Origin of the sequence: Burkholderia sp. BCC0322, from assembly GCF_902833045.1 — a bacterium.
GTDB lineage: Bacteria > Pseudomonadota > Gammaproteobacteria > Burkholderiales > Burkholderiaceae > Burkholderia.
The window spans coordinates 84,023-100,165 of sequence record NZ_CADFDU010000002.1; the positions used below are offsets into that span (position 1 = coordinate 84,023).

Sequence of the window (16,143 nt, forward strand, 5' to 3'; positions counted from 1 at the left end):
CAATGAGCCGCGCCCGCCGGCGCGGCGCCACTCCGGCCCGCGCGTGGCGACGGCGCGCCCCACCCTCGCCGATGAAACGCTACGAAACCCTCGCCCACACGATCGCCGACGACATCCGCAACGGCAACCTCGCCGTCGGTACGCGCCTGCCGTCGCTGCGGCAGATCATCGCGCAGCACGGCGTGAGCCAGTCGACGGTGTTTCGTGCGTACTACCTGCTCGAACAGTGGGGGCTGATCCGCGCGCGCGAACGCTCGGGCTACTACGTCGCGCCGGGCGCCACGCCGGCGACGAGCCCCGCCGCCAAGCGCCGCGCAAGCCGTGCCGGCGCCACGCGCAAGGTGGATATCAGCAGCCTCGTGTTCTCCGTCCTCGACGCGGCCACGCAACCCGGCATCGTGCCGCTCGGCTCCGCCTTCCCGTCGCCGCAACTGTTTCCGCTGCCGCGCCTCGCGAAATCGCTCGCGCAGGCCACGCGGCTCGTCAGCCCGTGGAGCACGGTGGTCGACCTGCCGCCCGGCAACGAGGCGCTGCGCCAGCAGATCGCACGGCGCTATCTCGCGACAGGCATCTCGCAACCCATCGACGAGATCGTCGTCACGAACGGCGCGCTCGAAGCGCTGAACCTGTGCCTGATGGCCGTCACGCGGCCCGGCGACGTCGTAGCCGTCGAAGCGCCCGGTTTCTATGCGGCGCTGCAGGCGATCGAGCGGCTGGACCTGCGCGCGGTCGAGATTCCCGTCGATCCGCACACGGGCCTCGATCTCGATGCGCTCGCGAACGCGCTCGACCGGCACGACATCCGCGCGTGCTGGTTCATGACCAATTTCCAGAATCCGACCGGCGTCACGCTGTCCGCCGACAAAAAGCGCGCGCTCGTCGAGTTGCTCGCCGCGCGCGACGTGCCGTTGATCGAGGACGACGTTTACGGCGAGCTGCACTTCGGCCCCGACTATCCGCTGCCCGCGCGCGCGTTCGATCGACACGGCCTCGTGATGCACTGCAGTTCGTTCTCGAAGACGCTCGCGCCCGGCTACCGGATCGGCTGGACCGCTGCCGGCCGGTTCGCGGAGAAGGTGCAGCGGCTCAAATTGATGACGACGCTGTCGGCCAGCATTCCCGCGCAGGCCGGCATCGCGAACTATCTCGAGCATGGCGGCTACGATCGGCACCTGCGCAAGTTGCGCGGCGCGCTACACGCGCAGCTCGACCGGATGGACGACGCGCTGCGGCGCTGGCTGCCGGCCGGCGTCGAGTGGGTGCGGCCCGAAGGCGGCTATTTTCTGTGGCTCGCGTTTCCCGACGCGATCGACGCGATGGAGCTGCATCGCCAGGCGATCGCACGCGGGATCAGCTTCGCGCCGGGGCCGCTGTTTTCGGCCGCACACGGCTTCGAGCGCTGCGTGCGCGTGAACTTCGGCCACCCGTGGAGCCGCGACATCGAGCGCGCGATCCGGGTGCTCGGTGAACTCGTCGCGCAGCCGTCGGTCCGCAAGGGCGCTTGAATCTCACCCGGTGCACCCTGCCTGCGTCACGGTGATGCACGCAACCCGCACGCGGGTTACAGTGCCGATCCCGCCGTCCCTCACGATTGCCCATGAGTCAACTGCCCTACCTCGATCACGACGCGCTGTTGAAACTGGCCGCTGAAGCCGCGCACGTCACGCGGCCGTGCGCCTGCACGAAAACGCCGCTCGCCGGATGGACGACCCTGCCGCTGTCGCTGCAGGACACGCAACTGACCGAAGTCGCCACGCTCGCGCCGCCGGGCGAGACGGAGCCGACCTACGCCGAACATCACCCGGCCGGCACGCGCTACGCGTCGGACGACGCGCCGATCGCACTGCGCCATTTCCCGTACAACCGCTGCACCGTCAACCGCTGCCGCGCGTGCGGCCGCCTGTTCCTGCGCTACCAGGAAGGCGGCGGCTACTTCATCGACCAACGCATCCGCGCGCTCGATCCGGCGCTCGTCGTCGACGCCGCCGCATAAACACCCGCCACGGGCACGCACGCATGCCCGGCCCGCGCCGGCGTCGCGCCGGCCATCTGCTGCGCCCTTTTCGTCCCCATCTGCTGCTTGTCCCGCCTCGCTGCGTTCCCTACGCTGTCTGCGGTTGCCCGACACCCGTCGCAACCTCTCTCCCGAGCCACGCGCTTCGCGCCGCGGCTCCTCTCGCGTATCACGTCATGTATCGATATACCGTTTTCGACCGGGCGCTCGTGCACAGCCGCGCCGCCCAGTTTCGCGACCAGCTCGAACGCTGGCAGCAGGGCACGCTGAGCGAAGACGCGTTCCGGCCGCTGCGCCTGCAGAACGGCTGGTACGTGCAGCGCCACGCGCCGATGCTGCGCGTGGCCGTCCCGTACGGCGAACTGTCGAGCGCGCAGTTGCGCGTGCTCGCGCGGATCGCACGCGACTACGACGTGCCGGACGACGCCACTTACCGCGCCGCATCCGATGCGCAGGCCTTGCTCGGCACGCTGCGTCTGCCGACCCGCAGCGCGCACTTCACGACCCGCACCAACGTGCAGTTCAACTGGATTCCGCTCGACAAGGCCGCCGACGTGATGGACCTGCTCGCGACCGTCGACATGCACGGCATCCAGACGAGCGGCAACTGCATCCGCAATATCTCGTGCGACGAGCGCGCCGGCGTCGCACCGGACGAGATCGCCGATCCCCGCCCGTTCGCCGAGGTGATGCGCCAGTGGACGACGCTGCACCCCGAGTTCGCGTTCCTGCCGCGCAAGTTCAAGATCGCGATCACCGGCGCGACCGAAGACCGCGCAGCCACCGACTGGCACGATGTCGGGCTGAAGCTCGTGCGCGACGATGCGGGCGAACTCGGCTTTCGTGTGAGCGTCGGCGGCGGGATGGGCCGCACGCCGATGATCGCGACGCTGCTGCGCGCATTCCTGCCGTGGCAGCACGTGATGAACTACATCGAGGCGATCGTCCGCGTGTACAACCGCTATGGACGGCGCGACAACAAGTACAAGGCGCGCATCAAGATCCTCGTGAAGACGGAGGGGCAGCGCTACATCGACGAGGTCGAGGAGGAGTTTCGCCAGATCGTCGATCACGACGGCGGGCTGCACACGATTGCGCAGGTCGAGTTCGACCGCGTCGCCGCATCGTTCGTCCCGCCGCGGCTCAAGCCGCGCACGGTCAGCCTGCGCGACGCGAACCAGCGCCTGTCCGCCCAGGCGGCACGCCACCCGGCCTTCGCGCGCTGGCTCACGCGCAACGTGGCCGACCACCGCGATCCGGCGCTTCGCATCGTCACGCTGTCGTTCAAGCGCCGCCTGCAGGCACCGGGCGACGCATCGCCGGACCAGCTCGATGCGCTTGCCGATCTCGCCGACCGCTTCTCCGCCGGCGAGGCGCGCGTCACGCACACGCAGAACGTCGTGCTGCCGTGGGTGCATGTCGACGACCTGTTCCTGCTGTGGGAAAACGCGCGCGCGATCGGGCTCGCCAGCGCGAACGTCGGACTCCTGACGGACATGATCGCGTGCCCGGGCGGCGACTTCTGCGCGCTCGCGAATGCACGCTCGATCCCGATCGCCGATGCGATCGCCGAACGCTTCCAGGATCTCGACATGCTGCACGACGTCGGCGACATCGACCTGCACATCAGCGGCTGCATCAACTCGTGCGGCCATCATCACAGCGGCCACCTCGGCATCCTCGGCGTCGACAAGGACGGCGCCGAGTGGTACCAGGTCACGCTCGGCGGCTCGGACGGCTCCACCGCGAGCGGCCCCGCGCGGCCGGGCAAGGTGATCGGCCCGTCGTTTTCGGCGGACGAGATCGTCGATGTCGTCGATGCGATCGTCAACGCGTATCTCGACGCACGAATCGACGACGACGGTCGCAGCGAACGATTCATCGACACCGTCCGCCGCATCGGCACGGAACCCTTCAAGGCCGCCGCGAACGCCGCGCGCCATCAGGAGGAGCACGCATGAGGCAGGCGCACCCTACCGCACGCATCCGGCTGTTGACGCCGGCCGAACACGCCGGCGACACGCCGCAGCACGACGACGCAACGCTGACGATCGGCAACGACGAGGAACTGCCGCCGCTCGCCGGACACATCGCTCGGGCTGCGCGCATCGACCTGGCGTTTCCGTCGTTCACCGATGGGCGCGCATACAGCCAGGCGTACCTGCTGCGCAAGCGCTACGGCTTCGCCGGCGACCTGCGCGCGACCGGCGACGTGCTGGTCGACCAGTTGCTGCTGATGGAACGCACCGGGTTTTCGAGCGCGGTGCTCGGCGACGGCACGGACATCACGGCCGCGCGGCGCCAGCTCGACCGGTTTCCGGGCTTCTACCAGCACGATGCGCGAACGGCGATGCCGCAGCAGAACGCGGCAACGCCAGCCGGAAAATGAAACGGGCGGCCCGCAGGCCGCCCGTACGATGAACCGGAAGCTATACCGGCCGGCGCCCGCCGCGAAGCGGGCGCCGGCGTTCAGCGCGCCGCGACCGGCTTGCCGAACGCGCCGAGGATCTTCTTCTCGAGCGCGATATAGTCGCGGCCGAAGTGATGATCGCCCTGCGTCTTGATTACGTCGGCACCCGTGTTCACGAGCGCCGGACACATCGTGTCCTTCTCTTCCGCGCCATAGAAGCACTGCACGAGTTGCGGCGGCACCTTCGCGATTTCCGGCGCGACCTTCAGCGCCTTGTCGCTCGCGGGCATGCCGAGCCAGCCCGTCACGCGGATCTGGAAATCGGCCGCCGGCGCGAAACCGAGCAGCGACATCACGGCGACCTTGTCGCGCAGGTCGGCCGGCAGCCGGTTGTACGCGAACGGCATCACGTCGGCGCCGAACGAGTAGCCGACCAGCGCCACGCGGTTCGCATGCCAGCGCGCCATGTAGGTGCGCATCACGCGCGCGAGATCGCGGCTCACCTGCGCCGGCGGCTTCTCGCTCCAGAAATAGCGCAGGCTGTCGATGCCGACCACCGACACGCCGTCGCGCTGCAGCGCCTCGGCGATCGTCTTGTCGAGATCGCGCCAGCCGCCGTCACCCGAGATCACGATCGCGAGCTGGCCGTTGCCCCCCTTGGCCGGCAGTTCGACGAGCGGCAGATCCGACACGTCGAGTTCGTCGCCGCTCGTGGTGTCCCGCAGATGCGACGTGACGAGCGACACGAGCTTCGCGGAATCGCCGGTGGCCGCCGTTTCGACGAAGCCCGGCATCGCGCGGCGCACGATCGTCGGATCGGGCGGGCACGGCTTGAAGCGCGGATCGAGCTTGGCGGCCGGATCGACCGATACGACACCGGCGATCGTGTTCTCCGGCGCCATCGACAGGATCTGCTTCGCGATCGCGCCGCCCTGACCCACGCCCGCGACGATCGGCGTGAAATAACGCGACGATTGCGCGAGGCGTTCGAGCTGGTGGCTGACCGCTTCGGCGTCGCCGTCGAGGTGGTGGCAGGTCTCCGGCTTCGCGGCGAGATTCATCGCATAACGCTCCGAATCGACGCCGACCGTCATCGCACCGGCCTTCGCGAGCGCATCGGCGGCCTGCTGGTCGGCCGCGTTCCAGCCGGCCTCGCGCGAGAACAGCACGACGAAGCCGCGCAACGGGCCGCTGGGTTTGGTCACGGTCACGGGCCCGTAGCGGCCGCCCGACACGGTTTCGGCCTTCACGGCGGCCGGTTGCGTGGCGCACGCGGCGCCGGCCAGCATCATTCCCGCGCAGGCGGCTGCCGCCCGCGCGATTCCCTTCTTCAACATCATGAACGCCGACCTCCCGCCAGCAATGACAGATCCGCCAGCGTGACAAACACGCCGACCGTGCCCGAGGCCGCGAGGTAACGCGGCTCCCAGTGCGGTTCGAACTTGCTCTTGAATGCGCGCAAGCCGCGGAAATTGTAGAAGCGGCCGCCGAAGCGCCAGACCATCAGGCCGATCCGGTGCAACGGCGACGGCATCTTCGCCGCCCCCATCCCCGAGAACGGCGCGATACCCAGGCTCAGCTTGCGGAAGCCCGCTTCCTTCAGATGCAGCGCGAGCTGCGTAAACAGATATTCCATCGCGTACGGCGACGCCTCCGGCAGATGGCGCATCACGCCGACCGTCGCCTCGGTGTTGAGGTCGGTCGTCATGAACGTGACGAACGCGATCGGCTTGTCGGCCTGCCGCACGAGCATCACCGACTGCGTCGCCAGATAGCCGTCGTGGAACGCGGCGACCGAGAAGCTCTTCTCGCGCGCGTCGCGGCTGTCGAGCCAGCCGTCCGAGATGTCGCGCAGCGCCGGCAGCGCGGCCGGCACGTCGCTCGGCGCGATCACCTCGACCGTCAGCGCGTCCTTGTCGCCGCGGCGCAGCGCGTAGCGCAGGTGCGAGCGGTTCGAACCTTTCAGGTCGAACCGGTCGAGCGCGATATGCGCTTCCTCGCCGAGCTTCATCAGCGTGAGCCCCGCATCGAGATACAGCGGCAGCGCGTTCGCACGCACCTGGTAGAACGCCGCGCGGCCGCTATGCGCGTGTGCGAGCGCGATGAACTTGCTGATCAATGCCGGCCACTCCTCGCGCGGCCCGACCGGGTCGTGCAGCGCGGCCCACGTGCGGCCGTTTTTCGCATACATCAGGAAGGCCCGGCGGGACTCCGAGAACAGGAACGACTTGTCGCCCATCAGCGCGAGGCCCGCATCGCTGCATTCCTGCGCGCGGATGATTCGTTCGGCATCCGACAGGTCCTGCTCCGCGGGCTTCACGAAACGGCCCGGCGCCGGGCGCAGCAATTGCCACAGCGCGAACAGCGCGACGAACACGCCGGCCGCGAGCGTCGCGCGCAGCGCACGCGGCGCACGCGCGTCGAACGAGAAATGCGACCACAGCTCGCGCGTGTACGGCACGTCGCGGAACGCGAAGAACAGCACCCATACGGCCAGCATCAGCACCATCGCCACCGACACGAACCAGCTCACCGTGAAGCGCTCGGCCAGCAGCGACGAATGGCGGTTGAAGCGGCGACGGCTGACCAGCAGCAGCACCAGCAGCGTGCCGAGCACGCCGGCCTCGACGAACGCGAGGCCCTTCGCCAGCGACAGCGCGAGGCTCGCGAGCGTCAGCGCGAAGGTCATCCACCATGCGCCGTCGAGGCGGCGCAGCAGCCCGCGCGCGACGAACAGCAATGCGACGCCGAGCACGCTGCAGATCACCTGCGAGCCTTCGAGCACCCACAGCGGCACGAGGTGGCGCAGGATCGCGATCCGGTGCCAGAACGCGGGCGTCGCGCTCGAGATCACCAGCATCCCGCCGACCGCGAACGTCACGAGGCTCAGGAACACCGGCGCGAGCTGCGACACGCGCACGGCCTGCCGCGTCACGAGCCGGCGCCGCAGCGCGCGGCCTTCGAAACCGGCAAGCAGGCCGGCCGACAGCACGAGCGGCACGCCGAAATAGATCGCGCGATACGCGATCAGCGCGGCGACCATCGCGTGCGGCGGCACTTCGCGACCGAGCGTGAAGACCATCGCCGCTTCGAACACGCCGATCCCGCCCGGCGTATGGCCGATCATCCCGAGCAGCAACGCCGCGGCGTAAACGGTAATGAAGGTCGGGAAGCCGACCGGCGCGGCCGGCAGCAGCACCCACAGCGTCAGGCCCGCCGCGACGACGTCGAGTACCGCATACACGACCTGCGCGACGAGATCGCGCCGCGCCGGCACGTCGAACGACAGCCACTTGAAGCGCGTGACGACCGGGCGGGCGGTGTTGCCGCACATCACGACCATCGCGGCCAGCACCACCAGCAGCGCCGCACCGGTCCACGTCAGCACGCCGGGCGCGACGTGCAGCATCGCGGCGAGCGCTTCCGGCATGCAGACCATGCCGACCGCCGTCATCAGCACCATCGCGAGCGCCAGCGTGCCGCTCGTGAACACCGTCATCCGGCCGATCTGCGCGGGCGTGACGCCCGACACGCCGTACACGCGTGCGCGCACCGCGCCGCCCGTCAGCGCGCCGAAGCCGGTCGCATTACCGAGCGCGGACCCGGCGATCGCGCCGATCCACAACGCGACGCGCGGCACTTTCGCGGCGACGTAGCGCAGGCCGACCGCGTCGCGGGCGACGAGCGCGAGATAACTGAAGGCCGTCGCGGCCAGCGACGCGCCCCACTCGCCGGCGGACATGTGACGCAGCTGGCGGATCACCGACCGATAGTCGACGGATTCCGACAGGTGCTGGAAAACCACGATCAGCAGCAGGCCGATGCCGAGCGCGAGCAGCGGCGACAGCACACGCTCGTTGCGGATCAGCGCCCGGACACGGGCGATCGCCGCCGCGGCGCGGCCAGGCGAACCAGAGTGGCGGGAAGACATAGATTGTTCAGTGGTGGTGCATAGCGTGTCGCGGCGCAAGACGGCCAAGCGGCGACGTATCTGGTTGTTCTGCTTGGGCGGTCGGCCGAAGGAAGTGGCAGGCGGCGCCTGGATCAGAACTTACGAGTATACGGAATTTATATTACAGAATCTTTCAAGTTCGGATTGTGCGGATTTGTGGTGCCGCGTGCGTAAAAATCGCATCAAAAATTGTGCGTCCGATCGACGCAAGGTGCGCATCATACCGGGAACCGGACGGGTTTTTTCATCAGATGAATGGCCGGTAGCGGAATTGGGAGAAATTCTCCCGGTCGGGCTGCGTGGACGAGGACGGATTCACGGGCCAGTGCACCACTTCGGAAATGGGGACTGGTTGATCCGTGTGACGGGCGCCTACCGTCTCCCGAGCCGGGAACGCACGGGCCCCATTACTCCGCCCGCTCATGCTCCCCCAACCCGATCGCCTTGTAGTCGTACGTCGGATAGAACTCCGTCCGATACGCGCCCCACGCCGTATCCTCCAGCACCCGATTGACCTCGCGCAGCCGCGACGCCGGCAACCGCAGCACGACGATCTGCCCGATCCCCATCGTCACGGTCCAGCTCACCACCTCCACGCCCGGCGGCGGAAACGCCTTGTAGAACCCCTGCTTCGCGAGCTGCGCATTCAGCTCGGCAAGCGGGCGCGACTGGTCGTGTTTCAGGAATACCGTGAGCAGTACCGCGTTGTCGGGCGTCGCGGCAGCCGATCCGGCCGGCACGGTCGACGTCTGGCCGATGGCCGGTGCGCAGCCGATCGCGGCACCGGCCACCACTGCAGCGATTGCAAGGGTTCGAATCGGGAAATGCGGGAATGCCGTCATGACGCGACTCCATGGCTTCGTGGATGGAGCCGCCATCATGCGCCGACGGCCGCATCGCTGCAGCCGTCCGGCCGATGCGGCTACGCGTCGTCCGCGCCGTTGCGTTCGCGCAGCACGTCGATGAACGCGCGCAGCTTGGCCGGCATGTGCTTGCGATTGACGTAGTACAGCCACATCGGCGGCAGCGTGCGGCATGCACCGGGCAGCACCTCGACGAGCGTGCCGTCACGCAAGTCCTGCTCGATCCGCTCGCGCATGAACGCGAACGCGATGCCGACACCCTCGCGCGCCGCATCGATCACCGCGTCGGCGTCGTTCGTCACGAGCACGCCGTCCGGATCGAGGTCGACGTCGCGCTGCCCGTCGCGCAACAGCCATTTGTGCAGGCGTCCGCTCTCCGAGAACCGGAAACGGATGCACGCATGCCGCTCGAACTCGGCAATCGACGCCGGCGCGCCATACCGTGCCAGATAACCGGGCGATGCAACCAGCGCACACGTCAACGCCGGCGCGATCCGCACGCCGATCATGCCCGGCTGCAACCGGTCGGCCAGGCGAATCCCCGCATCGAACCCGTCCTTCGCGATATCGACCAGTTCGTTCTCGTAGCGGATCTCGAGCCGGACTTTCGGGTAGCGCTCGCGGAACGTGGCGAGCACCGGCGCGATCACGCGCGCACGCGCGAGCGGCAGCGCGGTCACGCGCAACACCCCGTTCGGCTCGCTGCGCGCATCCTTCAGCTCGTCGCGGGCCTGCATGACCTGCCGGTACGCTGGCTCCGTCTGCCGCCAGTAGCGCTGGCCGGCTTCCGTCAGGCTCACGCCGCGCGTGCTGCGATTGAACAGCTTCACGTTCAGCTCGCCCTCGAGCTGCCCGATCGCGAGGCTGACGGCCGCCGGCGTCAGGCCCAGTGCGGCGGCGGCCCGCGTGAAGTTGCCGGCCGTCGCGACGGTCATGAACACGTGCAGCCCGGCCATCGGATCGCGTCTGCTCATCATTAAAAAAACTTGAAACGCCTTCGAGCGGAATGCGAATTCTCCCATATACCGCGACTGCCTACACTGGCACTGTCTTCCCACCGGAGCCTCGCATGAACCCGCTCACCGCCGCGCTGCCGCTCGCGGCCGCCCGCCGCACGATCGATGCGGCACTGGCACACGCCGCATCGCTGCAGGTCGCCGGCATCGCCATCGCCGTCGTCGATGCCGGTGCGAACCTGCTCGCGTTCGCGCGCACCGACGACTGCTTCCTCGGCGCGATCGATCTCGCGCAACGCAAGGCGCTGACGGCGGTCCGCTTCCGCGCATCGACCGGCGTGCTGGGTGCGATGTCGGGCGACGGTCCGCTGCGCGGCATCGAACACAGCCACGGCGGGCTCGTCACGTTCGGCGGCGGTGAACCGCTCGTCGACAGCGACGGGCGCTGCGTCGGCGCGATCGGCATCTCGGGCGGCAGCGTCGACGAAGACACCGCGATCGCGCAGCACTGCCGCGACCGCTTTCCGGCAACGTTCCACTCCACCAGGTAAGCACATGGCACCGAAACGCATCCTCATCACCGGCGCGGGCACCGGCTTCGGCCGCGAAGTCGCGCTGCGCCTCGCCGCACGCGGTCACGACGTGACGGCCGGCGTACGCGTCACCGCCGAAATCGACGCACTGACGGCCGCCGCCACGCAGCGCGGCACCGCGCTGCGCGCGATCAAGCTCGACGTCACGTCGCCTCACGATCGAGCCCGCGCGGCCGAGCTCGACATCGACGTACTCGTGAACAACGCGGGCGTCGGCGAAGCCGGCGCGCTGGTGGACCTGCCGGTCGAGATCGTCCGCGCACTGTTCGACGTGAACGTGTTCGGGCCACTCGAACTCACGCAGCAGATCGCGCGCGGCATGCTCGCGCGCCGGCACGGCAAGATCGTGTTCGTTTCATCGATCGCGGGCCTGATCACGGGGCCGTTCACGGGTGCCTATTGCGCGTCGAAGCACGCGGTCGAATCGATGGCCGAGGCGATGCACGCGGAACTCGCGCCGCACGGGATCAAGGTCGCAGTGGTGAACCCCGGCCCGTACAGCACGGGCTTCAACGACCGGATGATGGAGACGGCGCGACGCTGGCGCGACCCGGCCGTGCATACCGTGACGCCCGAGCGGCTGACGTTCCCGCTCGAACAGCACGACCCGGAGGAAATGATCGCGAAGATGGTCGACGTGATCGACAGCGACGGCGGCGCGTTCCGCAACCTGCTGCCGGCATCGTCGGAAGCGTTCGTGCGCGCCGAACAGGCGCGCGCGTGGGAGCGGCAGCAGTAAGCCGCCGGCGGAGCGGCGCACGGCACGCCGCCGCTCCGCGCGTTCAGTACACGTCCCGCATGTAGCGCCGCGCCTTCGAAAGCCGCGCGACGTAGTCGTTCGCGGCTTCGTCCGACATGCCGCCGTGCTCGGCGACCACCGCCTTCAGCGCCGCGTCGACGTCCTTCGCCATCCGCGCGGCATCGCCGCACACGTAGAAGTGCGCGCCTTCCTCCAGCCACGCGAACAGCTCGGCGCCCTGCTCGCGCATCCGGTCCTGCACGTAGATCTTGTCGGCCTGGTCGCGCGAGAACGCCAGGTCGAGCCGCGTCAGGAAGCCGCTGTCGTGCATCGCGCCCAGCTCGTCGCCGTAGTAGAAGTCGGTCTGCGCGTGCTGCTCGCCGAAGAACAGCCAGTTGCGCCCGCGCGCGCCACGTGCCCGCCGCTCGTGCAGGAAGCCGCGGAACGGCGCGACGCCGGTGCCCGGGCCGACCATCACGATCGGCACGTCGCCGTTCACCGGCGGCCGGAAATGCGCGGACTTCTGCACGAACACGGGCACGCGGCCATCATCAGCGCGATCGGCGAGAAACGTCGACGCGACGCCTTTGCGCGCGCGCCGGCCGTTGTGATAACGCACGGCCGACACGGTCAGGTGGATCTCGCCCTGGTGCGCGCTCGGGCTCGATGCGATCGAATAAAGGCGCGGCTGCAGCCGCTTCAGCATGCCGACCAGTTCCGTGCCCGACAGCTCGACCGGGAACTCGTGCAGCACGTCCGCAAGCTGTTGCCCCCACAACCATTGCTTCAGGTCGCGCTTGCGGTCGTCGCCGAGCAGCGACTTCAGCGCGCCGTTCGCGCTGCGCGACGCGATGAACGCGAGCGTGTCCGGATGCGGGCGCGTGATGTCGAAGTGATGCGCGAGCGCGTCGCCGAGGCGCATGTCGCCGACACCCGCCACCGATACGGGCACGTCGGCCTTCAGCGCGGTGACGGACAGCAGTTCGTCGACCAGTTCCGGGCAGTTGGTCGGCCATACGCCGAGCGCGTCGCCGGTTTCGTATTCGAGGTTCGCGCCTTCGGTCGACAGCGACACATAGCGCGTGTCCTTCGCGGCGCCCGGGCGATTGAGCCGCAGGTTCGCAACGAGCTTCGACGGCGCCGGATGCGCCTTCGTCGGCAGCAGCCCCGACGGGCTCATCCCGCCGGACGGCACCGCGTGCAGCGCCGCATCGGCCGCCTTGATCCGCGCGACGACGCGCTCGAGCCACTGGTCGGCGTCGCGCTGGAATTCGACGTCGCAATCGACGCGTGCGCAGAGCCGCGCCGCGCCGAGTTCCGCGAGCCGCGCGTCGAGGCGGCGGCCGTGGCCGCAGAACTGGTCGTAGTTGCGATCCCCGAACGCGAGCACCGCGTAGTGCACGCCGTCGAGGCGCGCGGCGCTGCCGGACTGCAGCGCTTCCCAGAATTCGCTGCCGTTGTCGGGCGCATCGCCATCGCCAAACGTGCTCGTCATCAGCAGCACGTATTGCGCACTGGCAAGCGACGCCGCCGGATAGTCGGACATGCACGCGGTGCGGATCTCGAAGCCGGCACTCATCAGTTGCGTCGCGTAATCCTCGGTCAACGATTCGATGTTTCCGGTCTGCGATGCCCACAGCAGCACGACCTTCGGCCGCATGCGCACGATCCGCACGCCTGCGGACGCGCCGGCATCGGCCGGCGGAGCAGGCGTCGCCGGCACACTCGCCGGCACATTCGCCGGCACATTCGCCGGCAGCGAGCGGCTGAACAGCCCGGCCAGCATGCCGTCGAGCCAGACCCGCACCGGCGGCGCGAGCGGCGCGCCGGCCGGCAGGACGGGCACGCTGCCCTCGCGCCGCCCGGCGCTCGCCTTCAGCCCGCTGACGAGGCCGGCCACATACAGCCGTTCGGTGTCGGTCAACGGCGGCGGCGCGAGGTCGGCCACGCCGAGCGCGGCCGCGAAAGTGTCGATGTCTGCCATGTCGGGTTCCTGTGAAGCATCGGCCTGCACCATCGCCGGCGCGGGCCGCGCGTCGTCGGCGCGTGCGCCGTGTTGCGCCGTCTCGTCGGCGGCGGACGCGAACGCATCGGTCTCGACGCGCCGCAGCGCGACCGCGCAGTATTTCAGTTCGGGTTGCTGCGATTCGGGATCAATCGCGTCGTTCGTCACCGCGTTGATGCACAGGTCGTCGCCGTACACGTCGTTCCAGTGCATCGGCGCGAAGCAGTTGCCGCGCCGCACGCGCCCGGTCACGACGGCCGGCAGCACCGCGCGGCCACGCGCCGAGCGGATCTCGACGCTGTCCTTCGCGGCGATGCCGAGCGCGCTCGCATCGTCCGGGTGCAGTTCGACGAACGGGCGCGGGTTGAGCTTGTTCAGCATCGCGACCTTGCCCGTCTTGGTCATCGTGTGCCATTGATGCTGCAGCCGCCCGGTGTTCAGCACGATCGGGAACGTATCGTCGGGCAGTTCGGCCGGATCGACGTGCGGCCGGGCGAAGAAGCGCGCCTTGCCCGACGGTGTCGGGAACGCGACGCGCGGCGCGTCGTTGCCGTCGGCTGAAGGGCGCAGCGTCTGGCTCACGCCGTCGTTCAGGTAGCGGATCGGGTGCCGCTCGCGCGCGGTGCCCGGCGCGACCGGCCACTGCACGGGCCCGTCGCGCAACGCCGCATGGCTCGCGCCGCGCAGGTCGTAGCCGGTCGCCGGATTCGAGAAGCGCACGATCTCGTCGAACACGTCGGCCGCCGACGCATAGTCGAACGCATCGCCGAAGCCCATCGCGCGCGCGACTTCCGCGACGATGCGCCAGTCTGGCAGCGCGTCGCCCGGCGGCGCGATCGCGGCGCGCATCAGCGTCATGTTGCGCTCGGAGTTGACCATCACGCCGTCGCCTTCGGCCCACAGCGCGCCGGGCAGCAGGATGTCCGCGTAGCGGTTGGTCTCGGTGTCGAGGAATGCATCCTGCGCGATCACGAGCTCGGCGGCCTGCAACCCGGCGATCACGTTCCGCCGGTTCGGCACCGTGGCAACCGGGTTCGTGCAGATGATCCAGCATGCCTTGACGTCGCCGGCCGCCATCCGCGAAAACAGGTCGACCGTGCCCTGCCCCGTCTCCTTGCGCAACGTGCCGGCCGGCACGCGCCACAGGTTCTCGACGAAACGGCGATCGTCGTCGGACAACACCGAGCGCTGCCCCGGTAGCCCCGGCCCCATGTAGCCCATCTCGCGGCCGCCCATCGCGTTCGGCTGGCCCGTCAGCGAGAACGGACCGCTGCCGGGGCGGCAAATCCTGCCCGTCGCGAGATGCAGGTTGCAGATCGCGTTGGTATGCCATACGCCGTGCGTGCTCTGGTTGAGCCCCATCGTCCAGCAGCTCATCCACTCCTGCGCGTCGCCGATCCATTGCGCGGCCGTGTGCAGGTCGGCTTGCGCGAGCCCGGTGATTTCCGCGACGCGCTCGGGCGTGTAGTCGGCGAGGAATGCGGGCATCGCGTCCCACCCTTCGGTGTACGCATCGATGAACGCGGCATCGGTGCGTCCGTTCGCATGCAGCAGGTGCAGCAGCCCGTTGATCAGCGCGAGATCGGTGCCGGGCCGGATCTGCAGGAACAGGTCGGCCTTGTCGGCCGTGCCGGTGCGGCGCGGATCGACGACGATCAGCTTCGCGCCGGCCTTCACGCGATCCATCATCCGCAGGAACAGGATCGGGTGGCAATCGGCCATGTTCGCGCCGATCACGAAGAACAGGTTCGCGCGATCGAAATCCTGGTACGACCCGGGCGGGCCGTCCGCGCCGAGCGACTGCTTGTAGCCGGTGCTCGCGCTCGCCATGCAGAGGCGCGAGTTCGACTCGATGTTGTGGGTGCCGACGAAGCCCTTCGCGAGCTTGTTGACGAGGTATTGCGCCTCGATCGACATCTGCCCCGACACGTAGAACGACAGCGCGTCGGGCCCGTGCGCATCGAGCACCGCGCGCAGGCGGCGCGCGGTTTCGGCGATCGCGTCGCGCGCCGGCAGCGGCACCAGGTCGTCCTCGCGCGCCCGGCGCAAGAACGCGCGGTCGAGCCGCCCCGACCGGCGCAACGCGACGTGCGCCGATGAGCCCTTCGTGCACAGCCGCCCGAAGTTGGCCGGATGGTCGGCGTCGCCGGACACCTTGACGACTTCGCCTGCCTCGACGTGCAGCACCATCCCGCAGCCGACGCCGCAGTACGGGCACACGCTCTTGACGGGGGTGGCACTCATGCGTGCTCCGGGGCGCTCAGGCCGCGACCCACACGAAACCGTCCTCGACCCGCGACGGATACGCGCTCACCGACTGCTCGGGCGCTTCGAGGCATTCGCCGGTGCGCAGGTCGAAATGCTGCTTGTACAGCGGCGACGCGACAACGACGCGCTCGCCGAGGCTGCCGATCAGCCCGCGCGACATCACGGCCGCCCGCGACACGGGATCGACGTTGTCGATCGCGAACACGCCGCCTGCTTCGGCATGCGCGACGCGAAACACCGCGACCTGCTCGCCGTTGACGAGCGCACACACGCCGGTGTTCGGCACGATGTCGTCGAGCGGGCACACGCGGGTCCAGGACGGCGGAAGACGATCGTTCATGAT

The 16,143-nt window shown here is 69.1% G+C and carries 12 protein-coding genes; 6 read left to right on the forward strand and 6 right to left on the reverse strand.

The window, feature by feature from the left end; translation table 11 throughout:
- Nucleotides 1–71: 71 nt before the first annotated feature.
- The 4 genes from HWX39_RS06515 (at nt 72) to HWX39_RS06530 (ending at nt 4,403) form a co-directional block, all read left to right on the forward strand.
- Nucleotides 72–1,505 carry a PLP-dependent aminotransferase family protein gene (locus tag HWX39_RS06515; RefSeq protein ID WP_175966315.1) on the forward strand — a complete coding sequence of 478 codons (1,434 nt, stop codon included), beginning with the start codon at nt 72–74 and terminating at the stop codon, nt 1,503–1,505.
- A gap of 92 nt (nt 1,506–1,597) precedes the next feature.
- On the forward strand, nt 1,598–1,993 hold the full coding sequence (locus tag HWX39_RS06520; RefSeq protein WP_175966317.1) for a hypothetical protein: 396 nt from the start codon (nt 1,598–1,600) through the stop codon (nt 1,991–1,993).
- Nucleotides 1,994–2,190: 197 nt separating this feature from the next.
- Nucleotides 2,191–3,975, forward strand: coding sequence for a nitrite/sulfite reductase (locus tag HWX39_RS06525; RefSeq protein WP_175966320.1), 1,785 nt, complete (start codon nt 2,191–2,193; stop codon nt 3,973–3,975).
- Nucleotides 3,972–4,403, forward strand: a complete 432-nt coding sequence (locus tag HWX39_RS06530; protein ID WP_175966322.1) for a DUF934 domain-containing protein — start codon at nt 3,972–3,974, stop codon at nt 4,401–4,403. Before HWX39_RS06525 ends, HWX39_RS06530 begins: the two co-directional genes overlap by 4 nt.
- 80 nt (nt 4,404–4,483) lie before the next feature.
- Here the strand turns inward: HWX39_RS06530 and HWX39_RS06535 are convergent, their stop codons facing one another.
- From HWX39_RS06535 to HWX39_RS06550, 4 genes are all read right to left on the reverse strand, one after another.
- Entirely contained in the window at nt 4,484–5,764 is a 1,281-nt protein-coding gene (locus HWX39_RS06535; protein WP_175966324.1) for a virulence factor family protein, read from the reverse strand.
- Nucleotides 5,761–8,355 (reverse strand): bifunctional lysylphosphatidylglycerol flippase/synthetase MprF, encoded by a 2,595-nt coding sequence (gene mprF / locus HWX39_RS06540; protein ID WP_175966326.1) that lies wholly within the window; start codon nt 8,353–8,355, stop codon nt 5,761–5,763. The genes HWX39_RS06535 and mprF overlap by 4 nt, the downstream gene beginning before the upstream one ends.
- 428 nt (nt 8,356–8,783) lie before the next feature.
- On the reverse strand, nt 8,784–9,218 hold the full coding sequence (locus tag HWX39_RS06545) for a hypothetical protein (RefSeq protein ID WP_175966328.1): 435 nt from the start codon (nt 9,216–9,218) through the stop codon (nt 8,784–8,786).
- 80 nt (nt 9,219–9,298) lie between these two features.
- On the reverse strand, nt 9,299–10,213 hold the full coding sequence (locus tag HWX39_RS06550) for a LysR family transcriptional regulator (RefSeq protein WP_175967613.1): 915 nt from the start codon (nt 10,211–10,213) through the stop codon (nt 9,299–9,301).
- Between the two features lie 95 nt (nt 10,214–10,308).
- Between HWX39_RS06550 and HWX39_RS06555 the strand changes: the two genes are divergently transcribed.
- Together HWX39_RS06555 and HWX39_RS06560 are read left to right on the forward strand one after the other, a co-directional pair.
- Complete coding sequence (locus tag HWX39_RS06555) at nt 10,309–10,746, forward strand: heme-binding protein (protein WP_175966330.1); 438 nt, start codon at nt 10,309–10,311, stop codon at nt 10,744–10,746.
- A gap of 4 nt (nt 10,747–10,750) precedes the next feature.
- Nucleotides 10,751–11,527, forward strand: a complete 777-nt coding sequence (locus tag HWX39_RS06560; protein WP_175966332.1) for an SDR family oxidoreductase — start codon at nt 10,751–10,753, stop codon at nt 11,525–11,527.
- Nucleotides 11,528–11,570: 43 nt separating this feature from the next.
- On the opposite strand, the gene HWX39_RS06565 is transcribed toward HWX39_RS06560, so the two are convergent.
- A complete protein-coding gene (locus HWX39_RS06565; RefSeq protein WP_175966335.1) occupies nt 11,571–15,776 on the reverse strand; it encodes a bifunctional nitrate reductase/sulfite reductase flavoprotein subunit alpha in 4,206 nt (1,401 codons plus the stop codon).
- A gap of 16 nt (nt 15,777–15,792) precedes the next feature.
- Entirely contained in the window at nt 15,793–16,140 is a 348-nt protein-coding gene (nirD, locus tag HWX39_RS06570; protein WP_175966337.1) for a nitrite reductase small subunit NirD, read from the reverse strand.
- Nucleotides 16,141–16,143 lie beyond the last annotated feature (3 nt).

Excerpts from the sequence above, each read along its gene's own strand:
- HWX39_RS06515 (WP_175966315.1), top strand. The coding sequence starts at position 72 with ATGAAACGCTACGAAACCCTCGCCCACACGATCGCCGACGACATCCGC.
- HWX39_RS06520 (WP_175966317.1), top strand. The coding sequence starts at position 1,598 with ATGAGTCAACTGCCCTACCTCGATCACGACGCGCTGTTGAAACTGGCC.
- HWX39_RS06525 (WP_175966320.1), top strand. The coding sequence starts at position 2,191 with ATGTATCGATATACCGTTTTCGACCGGGCGCTCGTGCACAGCCGCGCC.
- HWX39_RS06530 (WP_175966322.1), top strand. The coding sequence starts at position 3,972 with ATGAGGCAGGCGCACCCTACCGCACGCATCCGGCTGTTGACGCCGGCC.
- HWX39_RS06535 (WP_175966324.1), bottom strand. The coding sequence starts at position 5,764 with ATGATGTTGAAGAAGGGAATCGCGCGGGCGGCAGCCGCCTGCGCGGGA.
- mprF (WP_175966326.1), bottom strand. The coding sequence starts at position 8,355 with ATGTCTTCCCGCCACTCTGGTTCGCCTGGCCGCGCCGCGGCGGCGATC.
- HWX39_RS06545 (WP_175966328.1), bottom strand. The coding sequence starts at position 9,218 with ATGACGGCATTCCCGCATTTCCCGATTCGAACCCTTGCAATCGCTGCA.
- HWX39_RS06550 (WP_175967613.1), bottom strand. The coding sequence starts at position 10,213 with ATGAGCAGACGCGATCCGATGGCCGGGCTGCACGTGTTCATGACCGTC.
- HWX39_RS06555 (WP_175966330.1), top strand. The coding sequence starts at position 10,309 with ATGAACCCGCTCACCGCCGCGCTGCCGCTCGCGGCCGCCCGCCGCACG.
- HWX39_RS06560 (WP_175966332.1), top strand. The coding sequence starts at position 10,751 with ATGGCACCGAAACGCATCCTCATCACCGGCGCGGGCACCGGCTTCGGC.
- HWX39_RS06565 (WP_175966335.1), bottom strand. The coding sequence starts at position 15,776 with ATGAGTGCCACCCCCGTCAAGAGCGTGTGCCCGTACTGCGGCGTCGGC.
- nirD (WP_175966337.1), bottom strand. The coding sequence starts at position 16,140 with ATGAACGATCGTCTTCCGCCGTCCTGGACCCGCGTGTGCCCGCTCGAC.